21 protein-coding genes are annotated in these 20,036 nt (G+C 62.3%); 13 read left to right on the forward strand and 8 right to left on the reverse strand.

Annotated elements, in window-relative coordinates; translation table 11 throughout:
- The first annotated feature begins 139 nt into the window (after nucleotides 1-139).
- Genes KGA85_RS30165 through KGA85_RS30175 form a run of 3 tightly spaced genes read left to right on the forward strand, consistent with a single transcriptional unit; the run spans nucleotide 140 to nucleotide 3,088 of the window.
- Nucleotides 140-484 (forward strand): cupin domain-containing protein, encoded by a 345-nt coding sequence (locus KGA85_RS30165; RefSeq protein WP_223455678.1) that lies wholly within the window; start codon nucleotides 140-142, stop codon nucleotides 482-484.
- Between the two features lie 5 nt (nucleotides 485-489).
- Nucleotides 490-1,563 (forward strand): aminoglycoside phosphotransferase family protein, encoded by a 1,074-nt coding sequence (locus KGA85_RS30170; RefSeq protein WP_223543614.1) that lies wholly within the window; start codon nucleotides 490-492, stop codon nucleotides 1,561-1,563.
- Nucleotides 1,544-3,088: an aldehyde dehydrogenase family protein gene (locus KGA85_RS30175; protein WP_223543615.1), complete on the forward strand. Its 1,545-nt coding sequence runs from the start codon at nucleotides 1,544-1,546 to the stop codon at nucleotides 3,086-3,088. Before KGA85_RS30170 ends, KGA85_RS30175 begins: the two co-directional genes overlap by 20 nt.
- Nucleotides 3,089-3,110: 22 nt before the next feature.
- Here the strand turns inward: KGA85_RS30175 and KGA85_RS30180 are convergent, their stop codons facing one another.
- Together KGA85_RS30180 and KGA85_RS30185 are read right to left on the reverse strand one after the other, a co-directional pair.
- Nucleotides 3,111-4,070 (reverse strand): HlyD family secretion protein, encoded by a 960-nt coding sequence (locus tag KGA85_RS30180; protein ID WP_223455681.1) that lies wholly within the window; start codon nucleotides 4,068-4,070, stop codon nucleotides 3,111-3,113.
- A 3-nt stretch (nucleotides 4,071-4,073) separates the two neighbouring features.
- Nucleotides 4,074-4,445 carry a DUF3302 domain-containing protein gene (locus KGA85_RS30185; RefSeq protein WP_223455682.1) on the reverse strand — a complete coding sequence of 124 codons (372 nt, stop codon included), beginning with the start codon at nucleotides 4,443-4,445 and terminating at the stop codon, nucleotides 4,074-4,076.
- A gap of 151 nt (nucleotides 4,446-4,596) precedes the next feature.
- Here KGA85_RS30185 and KGA85_RS30190 point away from each other — a divergent pair, with 151 nt between their 5' ends.
- Entirely contained in the window at nucleotides 4,597-5,259 is a 663-nt protein-coding gene (locus tag KGA85_RS30190; protein ID WP_223533125.1) for a hypothetical protein, read from the forward strand.
- 77 nt (nucleotides 5,260-5,336) lie between these two features.
- Nucleotides 5,337-6,419, forward strand: coding sequence for a sterol desaturase family protein (locus KGA85_RS30195; protein WP_223455684.1), 1,083 nt, complete (start codon nucleotides 5,337-5,339; stop codon nucleotides 6,417-6,419).
- Between the two features lie 152 nt (nucleotides 6,420-6,571).
- Here KGA85_RS30195 and mug read toward each other — a convergent pair whose 3' ends face one another.
- Both mug and KGA85_RS30205 read right to left on the reverse strand, forming a co-directional pair.
- Entirely contained in the window at nucleotides 6,572-7,093 is a 522-nt protein-coding gene (gene mug / locus KGA85_RS30200) for a G/U mismatch-specific DNA glycosylase (RefSeq protein ID WP_223543616.1), read from the reverse strand.
- Nucleotides 7,086-7,712 (reverse strand): TetR/AcrR family transcriptional regulator, encoded by a 627-nt coding sequence (locus KGA85_RS30205; RefSeq protein ID WP_223543617.1) that lies wholly within the window; start codon nucleotides 7,710-7,712, stop codon nucleotides 7,086-7,088. Before KGA85_RS30205 ends, mug begins: the two co-directional genes overlap by 8 nt.
- Nucleotides 7,713-7,972: 260 nt before the next feature.
- Here KGA85_RS30205 and KGA85_RS30210 point away from each other — a divergent pair, with 260 nt between their 5' ends.
- From KGA85_RS30210 to KGA85_RS30230, 5 genes are all read left to right on the forward strand, one after another.
- Nucleotides 7,973-9,109, forward strand: a complete 1,137-nt coding sequence (locus tag KGA85_RS30210) for an HlyD family secretion protein (protein WP_223456573.1) — start codon at nucleotides 7,973-7,975, stop codon at nucleotides 9,107-9,109.
- Nucleotides 9,109-10,605, forward strand: a complete 1,497-nt coding sequence (locus KGA85_RS30215; protein WP_223456575.1) for a DHA2 family efflux MFS transporter permease subunit — start codon at nucleotides 9,109-9,111, stop codon at nucleotides 10,603-10,605. The genes KGA85_RS30210 and KGA85_RS30215 overlap by 1 nt, the downstream gene beginning before the upstream one ends.
- 19 nt (nucleotides 10,606-10,624) lie before the next feature.
- The gene (locus tag KGA85_RS30220) at nucleotides 10,625-12,103 is read left to right on the forward strand and encodes an efflux transporter outer membrane subunit (protein ID WP_223543618.1); all 1,479 of its coding nucleotides are present in this window, start codon (nucleotides 10,625-10,627) and stop codon (nucleotides 12,101-12,103) included.
- 23 nt (nucleotides 12,104-12,126) lie between these two features.
- Entirely contained in the window at nucleotides 12,127-13,077 is a 951-nt protein-coding gene (locus tag KGA85_RS30225) for an aldo/keto reductase (protein ID WP_223533521.1), read from the forward strand.
- 64 nt (nucleotides 13,078-13,141) lie between these two features.
- A complete protein-coding gene (locus KGA85_RS30230; RefSeq protein WP_223456580.1) occupies nucleotides 13,142-14,074 on the forward strand; it encodes a LysR family transcriptional regulator in 933 nt (310 codons plus the stop codon).
- 56 nt (nucleotides 14,075-14,130) lie between these two features.
- Here KGA85_RS30230 and KGA85_RS30235 read toward each other — a convergent pair whose 3' ends face one another.
- A complete protein-coding gene (locus tag KGA85_RS30235; RefSeq protein ID WP_223456582.1) occupies nucleotides 14,131-14,403 on the reverse strand; it encodes a DUF2790 domain-containing protein in 273 nt (90 codons plus the stop codon).
- A gap of 269 nt (nucleotides 14,404-14,672) precedes the next feature.
- Nucleotides 14,673-15,431, reverse strand: a complete 759-nt coding sequence (locus KGA85_RS30240; RefSeq protein ID WP_223533520.1) for a DUF899 domain-containing protein — start codon at nucleotides 15,429-15,431, stop codon at nucleotides 14,673-14,675.
- 84 nt (nucleotides 15,432-15,515) lie between these two features.
- On the opposite strand from KGA85_RS30240, the gene KGA85_RS30245 reads away from it, so the two are divergent.
- Nucleotides 15,516-16,736: a helix-turn-helix domain-containing protein gene (locus KGA85_RS30245; RefSeq protein WP_223456586.1), complete on the forward strand. Its 1,221-nt coding sequence runs from the start codon at nucleotides 15,516-15,518 to the stop codon at nucleotides 16,734-16,736.
- 35 nt (nucleotides 16,737-16,771) lie between these two features.
- Complete coding sequence (locus tag KGA85_RS30250) at nucleotides 16,772-17,404, forward strand: PQQ-binding-like beta-propeller repeat protein (protein ID WP_223456587.1); 633 nt, start codon at nucleotides 16,772-16,774, stop codon at nucleotides 17,402-17,404.
- Nucleotides 17,405-17,951: 547 nt separating this feature from the next.
- On the opposite strand, the gene KGA85_RS30255 is transcribed toward KGA85_RS30250, so the two are convergent.
- Nucleotides 17,952-18,812 (reverse strand): CAP domain-containing protein, encoded by an 861-nt coding sequence (locus KGA85_RS30255; RefSeq protein WP_223456589.1) that lies wholly within the window; start codon nucleotides 18,810-18,812, stop codon nucleotides 17,952-17,954.
- Between the two features lie 183 nt (nucleotides 18,813-18,995).
- Here KGA85_RS30255 and KGA85_RS30260 point away from each other — a divergent pair, with 183 nt between their 5' ends.
- The gene (locus KGA85_RS30260) at nucleotides 18,996-19,355 is read left to right on the forward strand and encodes a hypothetical protein (protein ID WP_223456591.1); all 360 of its coding nucleotides are present in this window, start codon (nucleotides 18,996-18,998) and stop codon (nucleotides 19,353-19,355) included.
- On the opposite strand, the gene KGA85_RS30265 is transcribed toward KGA85_RS30260, so the two are convergent.
- On the reverse strand, nucleotides 19,352-20,017 hold the full coding sequence (locus tag KGA85_RS30265; protein ID WP_223543619.1) for a helix-turn-helix transcriptional regulator: 666 nt from the start codon (nucleotides 20,015-20,017) through the stop codon (nucleotides 19,352-19,354). The genes KGA85_RS30260 and KGA85_RS30265 overlap by 4 nt on opposite strands.
- Between the last annotated feature and the right edge of the window lie 19 nt (nucleotides 20,018-20,036).

Consider the following 20,036-nt stretch of genomic DNA (forward strand, 5'->3'; position numbering starts at 1 on the left):
TGTGGCGAGGGAGCTTGCTCCCGCTGGGCAGCGAAGCTGCCCCAACAATTGGGCCTGCTGCGCAGTCCAGCGGGAGCAAGCTCCCTCGCCACAGGTTATGCGATGAACCTTTTGAACTGATTTTTCTGGAGAGCAACAGATGAAGACCCCATTTCTGTACGACCCGCTGAGCATCACCGACGTCAAGGATTGGGGCGTGATCCCGACCATGCTTGAAGGCGAATCCCGTGTCTCCGGCGTGGTGCTGCACAAAGGCCCCGAAGGCCAGTCCGAATGCGGTATCTGGATCTGCACCCCGGGCAAGTGGTTCTGCCATGTGACCAGCGACGAGTTCTGCCACTTTCTCGAAGGCCGCTGCACTTACGTCCACGAGTCTGGCGAAGTGATCGAGATCAAGCCGGATACCGCCGCCTTCTTCGGCAAGGACTGGAAGGGTGTGTGCACCGTCCACGAGACCATCAAAAAGGTCTACATGATCCGGTGACTGCCATGACAGATGCACTGGCGTCATTGCCAACCCGTGAAGCCCAGCGCGCCGCCTTTCTGGCCCGCGCCGGTTACGCCGGAGTCTTGCTGGTCGCCTTGCCGGCGGATGCTTCGACCCGGCGTTATTGCCGCCTGGACGGCGCCGGCCTGTTGCTGATGGATTCGCCGCCACACAGCGAGCCCATCGGCCCGTTCGTGCGGATCGCCCGGCAGTTGCAGGGGCTGGGCCTGTCCGCGCCGGCCTTGCTGGCGGTGGACGAGGTGGCGGGGCTGGCGTTGATCGAGGATTTCGGTCACGACACCTACACCCGGCTGCTGCTGGCCGGGCATTCGGAGTCGCAGCTGTATCACCTGGCGGTCGATACGCTGGTGGCCTTGCATCGCGCAGCGCCAGCCACGGAACTGGCGCCTTACGACGGTCATCGACTGGCGGACGAGTACGCGCTGTTTATCGACTGGTACGTGCCACTGCTGATCGGCAAGGACGCGGCGCAGAACGTGCGCGATGACTATCTGGCGTTGTTCGCCGACGCCTGCTGCGACGTCGCACAACGCCGCGAAGCCCTGGTGCTGCGCGACTTTCACGTCGACAACCTGATGCTGCTGCAAGGGCGTGAAGGTGTCGCCGCCTGCGGCTTGCTGGATTTCCAGGACGCCCTGGTCGGGGCGGCGGCCTATGACCTGATGTCGCTGCTCGAAGACGCCCGGCGCGATGTGCCCGAAGCGCTGCGGGCGGCACTGATCAGTCATTACCTGTTGCAGCGCCCGGAGCTGGATGCGCCGGGTTTTCTCGAAGATTACCGGTGCCTGGCCGCCCAGCGTCACGCCAAGGTGCTGGGGATTTTCGTACGCCTGGCCGGCCGTGACGGCAAGCACGGTTACCTGGCGCACCTGCCGCGCACCCTCGGTTTGTTCATCCGCGCCCTGGATGCCGAGGCCTTTGCGCCACTGCGGCAATGGCTCGACCGGCACGTGCCGGGCTGGCGTGAAGAACTGCCCGCCGAGACCCTGGCGACGTTGCGTGAAACCCCTTATCGATTGGTTCAAGGATCATCCCATGGCCACGTTCAACCCTGACACCGCATTGCGCTTCATCAATTCTGAATTCCTGCCGCTGACCGATGGCCGTGTGCGCGAAGTGCTCGACCCGGCGACCCTGCAACCGGTCGGGCAAGTCGGCGTGTGTGGCGAAGCCGACGTGCAAGCCGCCATCGAAGCCGCCACCACCGCGCAAAAACAATGGCGCGTAGTGGATGCCAAAAGCCGTGCCGCGCGCCTGCATCAACTGGCCAATGCCATCGAACAGAACGTGGCCTGCAACCGTGAAGTCGCACGCCTGATGACCCTGGAGATGGGCAAGCCGTTTCCCGAAGCCATGGGCGAATTGGCGAACTGCGCGCCGATCTTTCGCTACTACGCGGAAATGGCCCGGGACGATGCCGGCAAGGTCGCCGGCACTACGCAGATCGGCTCGTTCCAGCATGTGCGTTACGAGCCCTATGGCGTCAGCGTGCACATCATGCCGTTCAACTTTCCGATCCTGCTGATGTGCTGGACCGTCGCCGCGTCCCTGGCGGCTGGCAATGCCTGCATCATCAAGCCGGCGGAAGCCACGACCCTATGCACCCTCAAGTTCATGGAACATTTCACCGCGTTGCTGCCGGGGCTGGTGTCTTGCGTGCCGGGCGATGCGGTCACCGCGCAGTTGCTGGTGCAGTCGGCGCAGACCCACGCGGTGGCGTTCACCGGCAGTGTGGCGGCAGGCAAGGCGGTGGCCGTGGCCTGCGCCGAACGAATGAAACCGTGCGTGATCGAGGCCGGTGGCAGCGATCCGCTGATCATCTCCAGGCATGCACCGCTGGAAGTGGCAGCGGCGGGGGCGGTGACAGCGGCGTTCCACTTGAGCGGGCAGATCTGCACCTCGGCGGAACGCTTCTACGTCGTCGATGAAATCCATGACGAATTTGTCGCCAGGTTCGCCGAGCGCACCCGTGCCTTGCGCATTGGCCATGGCCTGGAACGTTCGGAGATCGGGCCGATGGTCAGCGAGGCGGCGCGCAATAAAGTCATGCGCCTGGTCGATGACGCCGTGGCCAAGGGCGCGACAGTGGTGTGTGGCGGGCGGATTCCGCCTGGGCACAGCGTCGGCTGGTTCTATGAGCCGACCATCCTCACCGGCGTGACCGGCGACATGGCGATTCTGCAGGAAGAGTGCTTCGGCCCGGTGGCGGCGATCTGCCGGGTCAGCGATTTCGATGAGGCGGTGCGCTTGGCCAACGATTCGCCGTTCGGCCTCGGTGCCTCGCTGTTTTCCACTGATCTGGCCGAAGCCATGGAAGCCGCCGAGCGTCTGGAGGCGGGGATGGTCTGGGTCAACAATCCGCTGATCGACAACGATGCGCTGCCGTTCGGTGGCTGGAAGATGTCCGGCCTTGGGCGCGAACTCGGGCGTCAGGGGCTGGAAGCATTCCGCCGTTCGAAAATGGTCATCATCGACCACCAGCCGAAGATTCAGGACTGGTGGTATCCGTACGCCGACGACGTGTTCTATCGCGATCCGGCCGGTTCGCTGAACCGGCAACTGACCCAATTCAAGGATTGAGCCAGTTGCCGATGCTGCCCGGTTAGTGGAACGGAAAGATGTAGTTCATCCAGGCGGCCATGCGCAGGAGGATCTTGCGCATCATCGCGATGTGATGGAAATGCTGGCTGTACAGCGCTGCCTGGCCGTAGGCGCCGCCGGGCATCTGGTCGGCGTACTGGGCATAGTCGGGATCGGTGATTTCAATGATTACCGGGACCCGGCCGGCCGGTGGTGAACCGGTGAAGCCGATCAGCGTGCCCGACGGTTGAATCTGGCCTTCGGCGATGACCGAAACGACAGTCTTGACCTTGCCTTCGAAAACCCTCCCTGGAATGCCGTCAAATGCGACTTCGGCCTCGTCGCCTTCTGATAGGCGCAGCAGGCTGTTCTGCCGCATCCACGCCGCGAAGTAATGCCCTTCGGCGGGAATGAAGACCATCGAAGGGCGCAGTGGCAACTTGGTCGCCATCATGCCCGGACGCAGTGACACATGGGTAACGAAGCCTTTGCTCGGCGCACGGACCGTGGTGTTGTCGAGTTCGTACTGCGCGCTGTCCAGTTGTGCCTTCAGGTCATCACTGCGAGCGACCACAATGTCCAGCTCCCGTTGGGTGCCGAAATTACGCTTGATCAGCTCGGTGATCCGGGCGCGATCGGCTTGGGCGGCAATCAGCTGTGCCTTGAGGGATCTGAGCCGGTATTCGAAAGGCGCGGGGTCGATGCGAAACAGCACATCGCCTTTTTCCAGGGGCTGGTTGGTCTTCACCGGCACATCGATCACCTGGCCGCTGACCACGGGTATCACCGGAACCGATACGAAATAGGAACGCGCCACCTCGGAGTAGGGGTGGTTGTAGTTCATCGTGAAAATCAGCGCGCCGATAATCACGATCCCGCCCAGCACCGCCGTGGGCACCGTCCATTTGTTCAGGGGGATGCGGAAGATCTTGAAGATGGCTACGCAGAGAGCTGCATACGTCAGAATGAGTAATAGATCCATGGCTCAAAGGCCCTCGCCGAGATTGTCCGTTGGTACCCGGTTCTGTGCCGTGCCCGTCGCTGCCTCCAGGCGCTCGATGCGGCCTTGCAGCTCGGCGACCTGTTGTTCGAGGTGAACCACATGACTTTTGGGTGAATGTCCGTCACTGAAACCCCAGCCCCGGTCCTCTCGATAGGCCATCGCCCAGATCCACAGGAACGGCCACAGCGCGTGCAGGGTGAAGAGGCTGACCCAGCCGGTGGCGTGGATCGCATCCTGGTGAGGGTGGTTGCGGTGGACGGCAATTTCATAGGGGATGTCGTGGAGCAGGATGATCCCGTAAAACAGAATAAGCCCGACAAAGACCAGCAGGCCCAAGGCGAAGTAATCAAGCATGAACCACTCCTTTTGAAGCAGATAACGTGTGCGCATGAGTGTAGCCGTTCAATCTACACTTGACGGGGATGCGGATATCCAGCCTGGGCAACCGGTGCCTGGCCGAAGCGTCGACCGGAATCGTGCAAGCACACTTCGACGAGGTGAAATCATGCCAACCAATGGTCAATTCGAGAGGGCGCCTGTACTTGACCCGGTCGAGCGCATTACCGAGGTGATCTTCGGCCTGCTGATGGCCATGACGTTCACCGGCACTATCAGCGTGGCCACGGCAGACCAGGCAGCCGAGCGCACGATGATGATTGCCGCACTCGGCTGCAATCTCGCCTGGGGACTGGCCGATGCTGTGATGTACCTGTTGCGCGCACTGGTCGAGCGCACGCGCAGGGTCAAGCTGTACCTGGCCCTGCGCAATGGCACGGACGCCACGGCCGGTCAGGCGCTCGTGGCGCAGGTGTTGCCATTGCAGTTCGCGATGGCAGCCGGCAGCGAGGGCCTGGAGTTGTTGCGCCGTCGGCTGCTCGAGCAGCCCCCCTTGCCGATCAGGGCCGGCCTCGGCTGGAACGACTTCAAGGGTGCTCTCGGTGTTTTCCTGTTGGTCGTGTGCTCGACATTTCCGCTGGTGGTGCCGTTCATACTGCTGGATCAGACGGCACTCGCCATCCGCCTGTCCAACCTGATCGGCCTCGTGGTCCTGTTCATCGCAGGCTGGCTGCTCGCCAGATACGCTGGCGCCACGCAATGGCAGGGTGGGGTGATCCTGGCCGCCACGGGGGGTGTGCTGATCCTTGCGATCATTGCGCTGGGCGGCTGACAGCCGGGCATAATTCAACACACTAAAGACTCATTCTCATTTACAATTGCCCTTCCATTTACGTCGGGCAGCTCGGTATGGATGTTCTTGCCACAATCCATCTTTATTTATCCCAGTGGGTGATCGAGCCGGTCACCCGGCAGTTCCTGGGCATTTTCGACTTCAACGGCAGGCTCGGTCTAGCCTTTCTCTGCATGTCTTACGGCGTCGCTTATTGCCTGTTCCGCCTGCGTAAATCCCGGGGTTTGACCGACGCGCGCTCATTCGGGCAGTTCATCGGCGGCCGCCGGGTGTACCTGCATCGCTCAGCGCTGCTCGACTACCGCTATTACTTTGTACTCGCCATCCTCAAGGTTGCCCTGGTGCTGCCCATCGTCGGGCTGGTGGATCCTTACGTCTTGCGTTCAGCGGACTACATCGGGTTCTTCACCCAGCTGTGGGGCGCGCGTACGCAAGTGGAGGAGCACCTGGCGCTGACCCTGCTCTATGGGCTGGGCGTATTTCTGGTCAAGGATTTCAGCCATTACTGGGGCCATCGCGCTTTCCATTCGCGGTATCTGTGGGCCTTCCACAAAGTCCATCATTCGGCGCCCGTGCTGGTGCCGGCGACGGCCAGCCGCGTGCACTTTCTGGAAGAGGTGGTCGAAAAACTCACGGACATCATCTGCGTCGGCGCGTTTGCCGGTGTCTTCTGGTACGCCTGCGGGGGAGAGATCAGCCGCTATACCTTGTTTGGCGTGACCTACATGGTGTTCATCTTCAATGCCCTGGCGGCCAACCTGCGTCACAGCCATGTCTGGTTTTCCTTCGGGCCGGTGCTTGAGCGGGTGCTGAGCAGCCCGGCGCAACACCAGATCCATCACAGCGATGCGCCGCGACACTTCGACAAGAACTTCGGCATCAATCTGTCACTGTGGGACTGGATGTTCGGCACGCTCTACGTCACCCGGTCCACACCCGAGTCCATCCAATTTGGCATCGGTGAGCAGGATCACGAGCGATACCTGACGCTGCAGGGGTTGATCGTCACACCTTTCGTGGACATCGCCCGCAAACTCTTTCCTGGGAACCCCCCGAAAGCACAGCCTGAAAGCGGATCTGATCCGTATTTTTCAGCGCAATCTGCCTCTGTAACGGATACAGCCGCCAGCCCACAATAAGTCTTCGGTACGCCGTTCGGGCAGCGCAGGCTGCCCCTGTACCGCCAATTCATTGTGTGGGAGGCCCCATGGCCAAGATGACGATTTTTCTCGGCGGTTTTCTGCTGTTGACCATCCTGATCGGTATGCTGGCGACGATTCCGCCGGCGTGATTACACCTGTCGCTGTTCGTCAACGGCCAGGCGCAGTTCGCGGTACGCCGTGACCAGTTGCTCGAGGCTGAACCCACGATTTCTCCCGCTGGGGTTGGGCAGGATCCAGACCGAGGCATTGCCGAAAGTTTTGGTTTGCAGGCCCCAGGCAATCTCCCGCTGACCGGACAACGCGGCATACGCCGCCTTGCCTAGAAACGCCACGAAACGCGGCGCATGGCGTGCAATTTTCTGTTCGAAGTCGGCAGCGGCGGCGGTGAACTCGTGCAAGGACAGCTGATCCGCACTGGCCGTCGGCCGTTCCACCACCGCAGTCAATCCGCAGTGGTAGCGCAAGATCGTCCGATCGTTTTCCGCTTGCACAAGCTGCGGGGTAAACCCGGCGAGATGCAGCGTGCGCCAGAAACGATTGCCGCGCCCCGCAAAATGGTGCCCCTGGGCGGCGGCCGTCATTCCGGGGTTGATGCCGCAAAAGATCACGGCCAATTGCCCGGCGAGGATATCTTCGAGCTTTTCACTCACCGCAGATCACTCTGATCGCATTGCGTGCCAGTTCCGTCAACTCGGCTCGGGATTTACCGGCCCGGGCACGTATCGAAATGCTGTGCAGCAAAGACGAGGCGAGCACGGCCAGGGCGGCCGGGTCTGCGTTGTCTTTCAACTCGCCGGCCTCCTTCGCCGCTTGCAATCGAATTTCCAGATCGGCATCCAGTCGGCTCAAGCGGTCGGACAGCACCTCGCGAATTTCCGGGTCCTCGACCGCCTCGGTGGTTGCCGTGCCGATGGCGAAGCAACCGCGAGGCTGGCCGTCGCCCGAGAAGTAAATCGATAACTGCCCCTCGTAGAAAAGCTGCAAGGCCTCGGCCAACGGCAGGTCCAGGTCCGTCAGCGCCTCGCGCATGGACGCAGCGGCAAACTCCCAATATTGCTCCAGCGCTTTGATGTAGAGCGCGTGCTTGTCGCCGAATGCCGCATAGAGGCTGGGGCGATTCATGCCGGCGGCGGTGGCGATGCTGTCCAGGGACGCGCCGGAATAGCCGGTGTTCCAGAACACACCGAGTGCCTGCTGCAACGCTGTCTGCGGGTCGTAGGCCCGAGGGCGGCCGCGGCTTTTGCCCTCTGTCGATTTATTTTGTGCCATGTCGTACAAAATCCTTGTGGGAGGGTGGGTCGAGGGATATTCTTACACCATCGCACAAAATTAAGGAATCAGAAATTCCTTGTTCCAGGGTTTGTTGTAGCCGAGCGCGAACTGAGTGTTGCGGCGACGAAACCGACGCGCCGGGAGCGATCCTCCCGGCCGCGCACGGGCTTGCTTCCTTACAGCATTTATTGACCTGCGGGCCGCTGGCGATGTTTGCCGACGTCGGCCCGATTACCCGGCTAAAGGTGAACTCGATCATGACCAAATCGTTCGATATCCCGGCTTCACAGACCTTCGAGCAGCCTGGCCCCAACCCGGTCGGCGCGCCCACCAGAAAACCCCTGAGACAGACCTTGCGTCCCTGGCTGATGGTGGGTGTTCCCATCCTCTTCGCGGCGCTGGGCTATGCCCACCATGTGTCCGGGCAGGCTTATGTTTCGACCGATAACGCTTATGCCCGGGTGGCGAAGGCATCGATCAATGCGCGGATCTCCGGGCAAGTGGTAGAGATCGCCGTCGAGGACAATCAGCAGGTCCGCAAGGGCCAGGTGCTGTTCCGGATCGACCCGAAACCCTTCCAGATCGCCGTCGACCGCGCGCAAGCACAACTGAGCGTGGCGCGGCTGCGTATCGACGGGCTCAAGGCCAGCTATCGCCAGCAACAGGCGGAACTGCAATCGGCGAAAGAGTCGGCTGACTTCGACCAAAAGGATTTTGCCCGCAAGAAGGCCCTGATCGCGTCGGCGTTCGTGTCGAAGTCCATCTACGAACGCGCCGACACCGACGTGAAGGTGGCGCGGCAACGGATCGCCTCCATCGAGCAGCAGATCGCGAGCACCGTGGTTGCGTTGAACGGCAATCCGAACATCGATGCCGACAGTCACCCGACGGTACTGGAGGCCAGGGCGCAGCTCGACGAGGCGCAGTTGTACCTCTCGTACACCACGGTGTATGCACCGCAGGATGGCATCGTGGCCAAGGTCGACGACCTGCAGGTGGGCAACCATCTCAACAGCGGCGCCCCGGCCTTTGCCTTGTTGTCCGGTCACGAGATCTGGATCGAGGCCAACTTTCGCGAGACCGACGTGACCCACATGCGCCCGGGCCAGGAAGCCACCATCCGCATCGATACCTATCCCGATCGCGTGTTCAAGGCCCACGTCACCAGCATGAGCCCGGGGGCCGGTTCGGATTTCGCATTGCTGCCACCGGAGAACGCCACCGGCAACTGGGTCAAGGTGACGCAACGGGTGCCGGTACGGCTTGAGCTCGACGAAGCGGACCCGGCGCTGCCGCTGTTCTCCGGGACCAGCGCCACGGTGCGGATCGACACCCGGTTTCAAAGCCCCTGGTGGCACCCGCTCAAGGCGTTGCTGAGCGCAGGTAACTCCTGATGAATACCCAATCGATGGTAAGCCCCGGTGGGGAGGGCGCGCGCTCGCTCAGGTTCGCCGCCTTGCTGGCAACCTACATGCAGTCGGCGAACCTGCCGCTGCCGAACGCGGCACTCAGGTTGATTCAGGGCAGCCTGTCGATGAGCGACGATCAGGCGGGCTGGATTTTCACCTCGTACCTGGCCGCGAGTGCGATCAGCATGCCGATTGCGCAGTGGCTGGCCGGGCGCTTTGGCTTGAAGTGGGTGTATCAGGCGGCGCTAGCGTTGTTTGTCCTTGGCTTGCTGCTCGCCACGGCGGCGACGACGCCGCTGGAATTCGTCGGCGCGCGCATCGTTCAAGGCATCGCCAGTGGCGTGCTGGCACCGTTGTCGATGGCGATTGCCATGGAAACCTTGCCGCAGGATAAGCGTGCGAAGTTCGGCGCGAGCTGGACCGCCATCGTGCTGTTCGGCATCGTCAGCGGCCCGAGTATCGGTGGCTGGATCGCCGAGCATTTTGGCTGGCGACCGATGTTCTACCTCAGCGTGCCACTGTCGGCGTTTATCTTCCTGGTGGCGGCGCTGTTGCTGACCGAGAAGAAGGCCGAGAAACCGTCGGGGTTCGATTTCTTCGGTTTCGGCACCTTCACCCTCGGCATGATCAGCCTGCAAATGCTGCTCGACCGGGGGGAGCGCCTGGACTGGTTTGCCTCGCCCGAGATCTGGCTGGAAGCCGTGGCGTCTGCGCTGGGGATCTACCTGTTCGTGGTGCATGTGCTGACCTCGAACGTGCATTTCCTCAACAAGCGCCTGTTCAAGGACCGCAACTTCGTGTTGTCGACGGTGATCTTTTTCGCCCTCGGTTTCGTGCTGTTGTCGACCATGGCCCTGACCTCACCGATGCTGGACGAGATTCTCGGCTATCCGCCTGACACCACCGGCGCCTTGACGATTCCCCGTGGCATGGGCCTGGTTGGCGCTTTTCTGCTGATGGGGCGGCTGCCCGAGCGTTTCGACCGTCGTCCTTTCGTGGCGGCAGGCGTGGCGGTGGTGGTTTATGCCAACTGGCTGATGCTCGGCTATTCGCCGCTGATGGACGAGTGGCCCGTGGCCGTCGCCGGTGCGATCCAGGGCATGGGCCTGGGCATTCTGATGCCGGCGGTGAGCAAGGTCGCGTTCAGCACGCTCGACCCCACGCTGCGCCCCGAAGGTACCGGCCTGTTCAATCTGGCCCGTGTCTACGGCAGCACGCTGGGCGTGGCGATCGTGCAGCTGTTCTTCTTCAACAACACCCAGGCGATGCACTCGGCGCTGGCCAGCAACCTGACGCCCTACCGCGCGGCTGCGCATTCGCTGACCTCAGCGCCCTTGCAGGTGCTCGACGGGCTCAACGAAATGATCACCGGCCAGGCCGCGTTCATCGCCGTGATCGACCAGTTCAAGATCCTGATGGTGGTGATGCTGGTGGTGAGCCCGCTGGTGTTGTTTCTTCGCAAGCCCGTTGCGGCCAATTAGTTTTCGTGGAGTTTGCCAAATGAAACCTTATGCGCTGGTCATCAACAGATATCTGCTGCAAACGAAGATCGCGGCGTTGTCGCTGCTTGCATTCCTGACGGCCTGCACCGTTGGCCCCGACTATCAAGCACCGGCGGCGAGTGCGTCGCAGCACTATGACCCACAGGCCGAGCAGCGTCTTGCCCAGGGTGGCAACCCTCGTATCGACCTCGGCAGCAAGGTCAATGGCGATTGGTGGTCGGCCTTTGGCTCGCCGAAACTCGACCGCGTGGTGCGTCGTGCCATCGACGGCAACCTGGATCTGGTGGCAGCCGATGCAACGATCCGGCAAGCCGCTTCTTCTGTTGCGGCGGCGCAGGGTGCGCTGTATCCGCAGGTCGATTTCGCTGCCGTGGCCGGTCGTCAACGGCTGCACAACGCCAGGGAACCCGCCATCGCCAATTTCTACGCGATAGGACCGCGAGTGGGGTTCGACCTTGATGTGTTCGGCGGCAACAAGCGGCTGGTTGAACAACAGCAGGCGTTTACCGACCTGCAACGGCACCGCTACGAAGCGGCGTATCTGACCCTGACCGGCAACGTCGCCAGCCAGGCCTTGCTGGTGGCCTCCGCCAATGCGCAGATACAGGCCGTGGAAGAGCTGCTGGCCAATGACGCAAAAAACCTTGAACTGGTGCGCATGGCCCATCTCAACGGCTCCACTACGCAGATCGATGTATCACTGGCCGAGACCCGTCTCGCCCAGGACCGCACCTTGTTGCCACCCCTCGCTCAACAGCGCGATGCGGCACGCCACGCATTGTCGATTCTGACAGGGAAGGGGCCGGCGGACTGGATCGCTCCCGACTTCGACTTGAGCGAGTTTGCCTTGCCGTCGAACATGCCGGTGAGCCTGCCTTCGGAGATGGCCCACGACCGGCCGGATGTGCTGCAAGCCGAGGCGCAACTGCGCATGGCCAGCGCGGCGGTGGGCGTGGCGACGGCGAACCTCTATCCCCACGTCACGCTGTCGGCGTCCCTGGCGCAGGCGGCTTCCGGTAATGGTGGCGCGGCACTCTGGGGTTTCGCTGCGGGGCTGGCAGGGCCGATCTTCGACGGCGGAACACTCAAGGCGCAGCAGCAGGCCGCCGTCGACGGTTACAAGGCGACGCTCGCCGGTTACCAGCAGACGGTCATTACCTCGTTCGGCCAGGTCGCCGACACCTTGCAGGCGATCAACCATGACGCCGAGGAACACCAGGCCCAGACCGATGCCTTGCGCGCGGCCGAATCCAGTTTGCAGTTGAACCAGCAAGCCTTTGCACAAGGCGAGAACAGCATCCTCCAGGTCCTGGAAGCGCAGCGTGCCTACGAGCAGGCGCTGCTGGGACAGATCCGCGTGAATACCGCGCAGTACCTCGACACCGTGCAGCTGTTCATTGCCCTGGGCGGCAACGCCGTCGGTGCCTTCGAGCAACGCGTGGCGTCCGGCGACGGGCAGAAACCTTCGTATCAATAACGGCTGCGGCCTGGAGTAATGACATGACCTATGAAGCCTTTCACGACGGACTGCGCGAGACCCGATTCACGCTCAACCATGGGGCGGTCGAGATGCCGGCGGTTGGATTCGGGACCTTGTTCCGTGATCTCGCCACCACGACTGAAGCGGTGAAGGAAGCGCTGGCCGCCGGTTTCCGCCATTTCGATTGTGCCGAGCGCTATCGCAACGAAGCGCAGGTGGGTGTTGCGCTGATGGAAGTGCTGGAGGCGGGCAAAGTCCGCCGCGAGGAGCTGTTCATCACCACCAAGCTGTGGAACACCAACCATCGTCCGGAGCGCGTCGAGCCCGCGTTCGAAGCCAGTTGCCAGCGCCTGCAAGTGGACTACATCGACTGCTACCTGATCCACACGCCGTTTGCCTTTCAACCCGGCGACAACCAGGACCCGCGGGACGAGCAGGGCAATGTCATCTACGACGACGGCGTGACGCTGATCGAGACGTGGCGGGCGCTTGAGCGGCTGGTGGATGAGGGACGGGCGAGGGCCATCGGTGTGTCCGATATCACGCTGCAGGCGCTGAAGACGCTGGTCGCCGCTGCCCGGATAAAACCCGCGGTGGTGCAGGTCGAGGCCCACCCTTATTTGCCGGAGTGGGAGTTGCTTGAGTTCTGCAAGGAGCACGGGATTATCGTGCTGGCGTTTGCGCCACTGGGGCATGGCATGGAACCGAACGTGCTGGCAGACCCGGTGCTTGCCGGCGTCGCCCGGCGCGTGCAGAAAACCCCGGCCCAGGTCGCGCTGGCCTGGTCGGTACAACGCGGGGTGGCGTTCCTGACCACCTCGGCTACGCCGAGCCATATCCGGGAAAACATCGATATCTCGACCTTGCCGCACAGGGCCATGGTGGAGATTCAACAAGACATCACAACCCGTATACGCTTCAACTCGGTGGTTGAAACCGGTGTCCCCGGATTCATCCCGCGCAAGCAGTAGTTGCTGACGCCAGGGCGGTCCGTCACGGGGCCGTCCTGTTTGCCTATCCCTTGAGGTGAAAACGATGGATGTGTTCCAGACCCTGCGCTGTTTCGCGGCGGTGGCCCAAAGCGGCAGCTTCACCGCGGCGGCCGCGATGTTGGACACCACCACGACCAACGTTTCAAAAGCCGTTTCCAGCCTGGAGGCCCGGCTGCAGACGCGGCTGATCAACCGCACCACCCGGCGCCTGGCACTGACCGAAGCCGGTGTGCGCTATTTGCAGCGCTGCGAGCGGATTCTGCAGGACATGCGCGAGGCCGACGAAGAGGCGGGCACGGCCCAGGTCATGCCCGCAGGCCGGCTGAAAATCCATGCCATGTCGGCCATCGGCAACCATTACGTGATCGGCGCCATTGCCCGCTACAGAGAAACCTATCCTTCGGTTCTGTTTGACCTGACCGTGACCAATCGGCTGCCGGATTTGCTCGAGGAAGGCTATGACATGTCGATCGTGCTGGCGCGGGATCTGCCCGATTCCGGATTTGTTGCCCAGCGGCTGGGTATCACCTACAGCATTCTCTGCGCCTCGCCGGCGTACCTGAGCAAACGCGGGACTCCCGAGTCGCCGAGTGATCTTGGCAGCCATGATTGCCTGCGAATCGTCAACACGGTCATGCCGGCCGAGAACTGGGTATTCGAAGGTTCCCAGGGGATAGAAACGTTCAGCACGCCGGCGTCGCCCTTTCACGTCAACACGGCTGACGCCATGACATTCGCGATCAAGAACGGGATGGGGATTGGCATTCAGCCGATTGCTTCGGCCGTCGAGGGCCTGCGGGCGGGGACTCTGGTGCGGGTACTGCCGGGGTATCGGCTGGAGGAGCTGAACCTGTTTGCGATCTACCCGTCACGCAAGTTCGTGGATGCAAAAATAAAAACCTGGGTGGAATTTCTGAAGCATTCCATTCCGGGGTTGCTCGCCGCTGATGAAAAAATTGTCGGTGCATCTGTGTAGCGATGTGGCTGGCGCTGTACCCATGGAGTGTCGACCCTCCATCGTCCGTACCTTGCTCAACCGTTCGAGCACCCGCTGCCCATGACTTGATATTCGATGGTGCGGCGTTGACCCTGGGAATCTTCATAGGTCATGCGCGCCGGGACCGGTCCGCATTCATTGGCTATTTCTGATACATCGATGACGCGTTTGATATCTAGCCTGGTGCCGTATGTGTAGGTTTCAACGGGTGTTTGGCCGGTGGCGGCAGTCGAGTGGCTGTCGTCTGCAAAGGCCTGGGTGCCGGCGGTGCCAAGGGCAACAAAGAGTGCAATGTTCAACAGTTTCATGATCTTCACCTCGTGGTTGAAGCGTTGTCCTGCAAGGGGTGTTCAGCCTTGTGAGCGGGTTGCATCTGACCGGGTTTGCTCACTTGGGTAGGGCCGATATTAGGCGTTTGTCAGGGGCGCAAATATCGGCCCTCGGGATAAACACTGTTGCCGGATTGCTCATTAATCGAGGGGGAGTTCATTGACGACGCGGGGTCTCCCAGACCCAGCCGGCGCTGATGGACAAGCGGGCGGACCTCTTCATCGGCGGCCAGTGACACCGCTGTCGCTCACTGGTACTCATCATGCCGACGCCACCAGGGCCCCGTTTCATTACGTCCCTTGGGCGCGCGGTCGAGCCATTGGTACATTCCCCACAATCCGTCCAGGCCCCGCGCGTAGGTGGAGTAGGTGTGATAGATCTCGCCGTCTTCCAACACGAACGTACTCAACCCCGGCCTGTCGCGGGTGTAGGTCGGCGCATCGGTGCCACAGGTCGCGGCGAACTGTTTCACCGGTTCCGGGATCTGACTGGCGTCCATGGCATGGCCGCCTCGCTGATAGTTGTACTCGACCAGCCCTTCACGCTGCTGCTCTTCGGTGAAGTAGACATTGAAGTCGGCGGTGAAATCGCTGTCGGCGGCCGAGGCCCAGGGGAAGGTCCAGCCCATTCGGCGCTTGTAGGCCTGCAGTTTCGCCAACGGCGCGCGGGATATCGCCATCAGGGTCACGTCGTGGTTCGCCAGGTGGACGATGAGGGGGTCGAAGCCATCGGCGATGGCTGAGCAGGACGGGCAGCCGGCGGTGTAGTCGGGGCCGAACATGAAGTGGTAGACCAGCAGTTGCGAGCGCCCTTGAAAGAGTTCGGCCAGGGTTGCGCTGCCGGTGTCGGTATCGAAGCGGTACGCCTTGTCGAGGCGAACCCATGGCAATGCCTGGCGTTGCCTGGCCACTTCATCGCTGCGTCGGGTCAGGGCCTTTTCCGCTTCGAGCAGTTGCAGGCGTGCCGCCAGCCATTGGTCCCGGGACGCGGTTTTGTGGGTGTTCATCGTTCTACGCTCCTGGTGAAAGGTCGTGATTTAGACTAAACCCGGGTATCGAATGATGGGAGTGACAAGCGTGGCGGGATTTCCATGGACTCGATGATCGCGGCAGCCGCGCAGGCGCTGGCGGCGGGTAATCCGCTGGGCGCACTGGACCGTGTGGCCTTGCGCGACGATGCGCCGGCGCTGGCCCTGCGCGGTATCGCCATGGCGCAACTGGGTGATCTGGTGCGGGCCAGGGCGCTGGTCAAGCGTGCGCAACGGGCCTTTGCGCCCAAGGAAGTGCTGGCCCGGGCGCGCTGTGTGGTGGCCGAGGCCGAAATTGCCCTGGCTTCGCGGGAGCTCGGGTGGCCGGTCAAGGCGCTTGAATTGGCGCGGGTCACCCTTGAACACCACGGTGACCGGGTCAATGCCGCCCATGCGCGTTATCTGCAAATCCGCCGTTTGCTGTTGATCGGCCAGCTCGATGAGGCGCAGCAGTTATTGGCCGAACTCGACCCCGACCCATTGCCGCCGGCCTTGCGCGCAACCCATGAACTGGTGCTGGCGGGGATCGCCATTCGGCGCGTGCAATCGCACGCGGCGCGGGAGGCATTGAACAGGGCCGGGCAGGCTGCCGGTCAAACCGGGATTACCGCGCTGATCGCTGAGGTCCAGCACGCTGCGTATCTGCTGGATGCTCCAGCGGCACGCCTGATTGCCCAGGGTGAAGTACGGCCGCTGTTGCTCGATGATGTTGAAGCGTTGTTCTGTTCAACGTCACTGGTGGTGGATGCCTGCCGGTACGTTGTGCACGGCTGTGGCATGTCGGTGCCGCTGGCGACGCGGCCGATCCTGTTCGTGCTCGCCCGTGCGTTGGCCGAAGCATGGCCCGCCGACGTTACGCGGGAAGTGCTGATCGCCCGGGCATTCCGTCTGAAGCTCTCGGATGAGTCCCATCGCGCCCGGCTTCGTGTGGAAATCGGCAGGCTGCGCAAGGCACTCAAGCCGTTGGCCGACGTCATCGCGACGACCCGCGGTTATGCCCTGCAATCGCCGGTGTGCACGGAGGTGGTGGCGCTGGCGCAACCGATCGAGGAAAAATTTGCCGCGGTATTTGCCTGCCTCGCCGATGGCGAGTCGTGGTCGAGTTCCGCCCTGGCACTGGCGCTGGGTACCAGCCAGCGTACAGTGCAACGGGCGCTCGATACGCTGGCGGAGCAGGGCAAGGTGCAGTGGTTTGGCCGTGGCCGCGCGCGGCGCTGGATGACGCCACCGGTGCCGGGATTCGCGACGACCTTGTTACTCCCGGCGCCGTTGCCCGGTGGCTAGGATGAACGCCACCAACCCCCATCGAGGAATGCCAGATGAAACACGCAACTGCTGAAATCATTCGTGAATATGGCCCGTTTGCCGATGTCGATCATGTGTGCGGCGTCACCTGGGACGGCGAAAAGGTCTGGTTCGCCAGCAACAGCAAAATCAACGCCCTGGACCCGGAAAGCGGCAAGGTACTGAGTTCGATCGATGTCGCGGCCCATGCCGGTACCGCGTTTGACGGGGAGCACCTGTTCCAGATCGCCGAAGACCGCATCCACAAGATCGACCCCCGCACCGGCCGCATCCTCTCGACGATTCCTGCTCCCGGTGCAGGCACCGATTCGGGTCTGACCTGGGCCGAAGGGACGTTGTGGGTGGGCCAGTACCGCGAACGCAAGATTCACCAGATCGACCCCGAGACCGGCAAGATCCTGCGCACCATCGAATCCAACCGTTTCGTCACCGGCGTGACCTGGGTGGACGGTGCGCTGTGGCATGGCACCTGGGAGGGCGACGAAAGTGAACTGCGGCGCATCGACTCGCAAACCGGTGAAGTGCTGGAAAGCCTCAAGATGCCGGAAGGCGTCGGCGTGTCGGGGCTGGAGTCCGATGGCGGCGAGCGGTTGTTCTGTGGTGGCGGCGATAGCGGCAAGGTGAGGGTGGTGCGTCGGCCTGCATGAGGCACCGATGTTGGATGTGCCGGCCCCTTCGCTGGCAAGCCAGCTCCTACAAGGTTATGTGTCGCTTCCGGCATTAGCGTCTGGCAACGATCCCTGTAGGAGCGGGCTTGCCCGCGAAGGCGGCGTGTCAGGCACCATCAATGTTGGATGTGCAGCCCCTTTTGAACCGCGCTGCGGGCTTAGTTTTTTTCCGTCCAGCCATGTTTTCTGCTGGTCGAAATCGGTCTAAAAGCCCGGTTGGAAATTGTGTCTGTTTTGCTATCCTCAACCATGTAGGTGAAGACGCAGACTGATGCGCAAAAGGATAGCAAGGAGACGTGGGGCGCGTTCCGAAGGGTACACGGTTAGAAAGATCCCCGCGCTGGGATCCAGCCCTTATGCCGTGTGAAGCAGAAGAGTTCCATTACAGTTTCACAACTCTTTTGTGGGAGGCCTGATAAACCTTGTAAGCCGGAGACCAGCGCCGGCCACCTACTTATTACATTCACCCACGAAGCCCGCTCAGTGCGGGCTTTTTAATGCCCGCAAGGTGGGTCCGGTCAGCGGCTCAAGGCGCGCCAAACAGCATCGTCCAGTAAACACCGTTGTCGCTGCGCGCGTTGGCGGCGTACGCGGCACCGACCTGAGTGAACATCGGGTTCATCAGGTTGGCGCAGTGCCCGGGGCTGGCGAGCCAGCCGGCCATGGCCTTGCTCGGTGAACCTTGCCCGGCGGCGATGTTTTCACCGATTTGCCGGCCACGGTAACCGGCGGCCTTGGCGCGGTCGGAGGGCATGTCACCGTCGGGGTCCTGGTGGGCGAAATAGTTGCCGTAGGCCATGGCCTTGCTATGGCCCTGGGCGGCGGCACCGAGGGCAGCACTCCAGGACAGCGGCCGCGCGGCGGCGAAACGCTGACGACCGCACAGGCGCGGCTTGGCCCGGGCGGCGTTGACCTGCGCCAGCAACGCCTGTGCGGCGCTACGTGGATCGCCGGTTTGCCCGTCGAGCACCGGCCGCGCCAGCACCACTTGCCACTCACTTCCGGCGCGGCTGACGCCGATGTCGGCGTATTGGTTGTCGAGCAGTGCGGCGCAGTGCTCGTCCTGGAACATATCGAAGGCTTCTTCGGCATCCCGCGCACCCACCACGCGGATGGATCGCACCATGGTGGCCTGATAGCCGGAAGCCTTTAACCGGTCCCGCAATCCACCGCCATAGCCAACGGGCAGGGCCAGGTTCGATTTGAGCGTCAGGGGTGATAAACGTTGCGTCGGCCGCCGGTCGCAGCGTTGCGGATGGGCACGATAGTCGTTGATGGCGTCCACCAGTTGCCGTTGCCCATCGGCGTGGGCGGGGCTTGCAAAAACGGGGAGCAGGGAAAACAGGCACAGCGAAGAAAAGCGCAAGGCAACGGCGGTTTGGCGCATGGACGGACAACTCTGATGAGATGACAACGAAGAAAGTGGGGAAAAGCGCTGGGCTATGACTGGTGCCTTGAAACAAGGTTCACGGCGGACACCTGTCTATTTGCGGGCGTAGCCATGAGTCCGACGAAGGGTGTCGGCAGGTCTGTATGATGGGGATTTTTCACCCCAGACAAGGATCAACCCATGGGTTTGAGCAAACGCGATCAGGCGCACATCGAACGGCGTCTGGTCGCCACCCTGACCGAAGCGTGCGAGACGGCCAAAGCGGAAATCGTCGGGTTTCAGTGGTTGACCCATATCGTCGACTACGCCCGGTTTCCGACCAGCCTCAAGGTGGTTTGGGTCTTCGACACCCAGGCCAACAGGGAGCAGGCGCTGGCCAAAGGGCAGGGCGAACGCATGGTCGAATTCACCGCCATGGCCTTGGGTGAGGCACAGGTTCAACTCAGCCCGGTCGCGGCCCATGTGCAGTTCGATTCTGAAGAAGCCTGCCAGCGGGACAACGCCGGAAACTGGCAGCAACGGCTGTCACGCAAGCGCTAGGCTGGCTGATCGGTATCGGCTGGAGCAGCGTCAGTCGCGACGTCCGGGGTTTCGCTCGGTCGCAGCCTGAAACGACAGACATGCCCGCCGCGCACCATGCATTCGCTGTGCTCGACTTCACCACCGCCCAACGCGCCGATCAAGGCCAGGTCCAGTTCGCAGACCACCGGGTGCTCGGCGGCCAGGCGATGGAATACGCAGTTATGCGCGACGATTTCCGGGGTGTCTCCTGAGCGAAAAAACACCTCGGCTTCGTAGCCCGCCTGGTTCATGTGCTGCACGATCCTGGCTTCATCCACGACCTTTTGTTCTCGGTCCGAAGCCAGTTTGCGACCCATGCTGCGCATCAGTGAAGTCAGGGCTTCAGGACCGATGATGCCCGCCACTTCATCGATCAATACGCTGGCCAGTAGCTGATAGTGGCGAGGGAACAGCTCCCGCGCGTGGTCGGTGAGCCGATACAGCTGCTCCGGACGACGGCCCGTCGGACGGGTGTCGCCGCGCAACACCAGACCGTCACGCTCCAGCGCCGCCAGGTGTTGGCGGATCGCCGTGCGCGTGACGGCCAGGTGTTCAGCCAACTCGTCAATGCTCATGCCGCCCCCATGGTGCAGCAGTGCATTGAGCAGGTCCTGCTGTGTTCGGCCCAGTCCTTCCAGCATGGTGTGCCCTCGCGCGATA

The organism is Pseudomonas sp. GL-B-12, from assembly GCF_019955895.1.
Taxonomy (GTDB): domain Bacteria; phylum Pseudomonadota; class Gammaproteobacteria; order Pseudomonadales; family Pseudomonadaceae; genus Aquipseudomonas.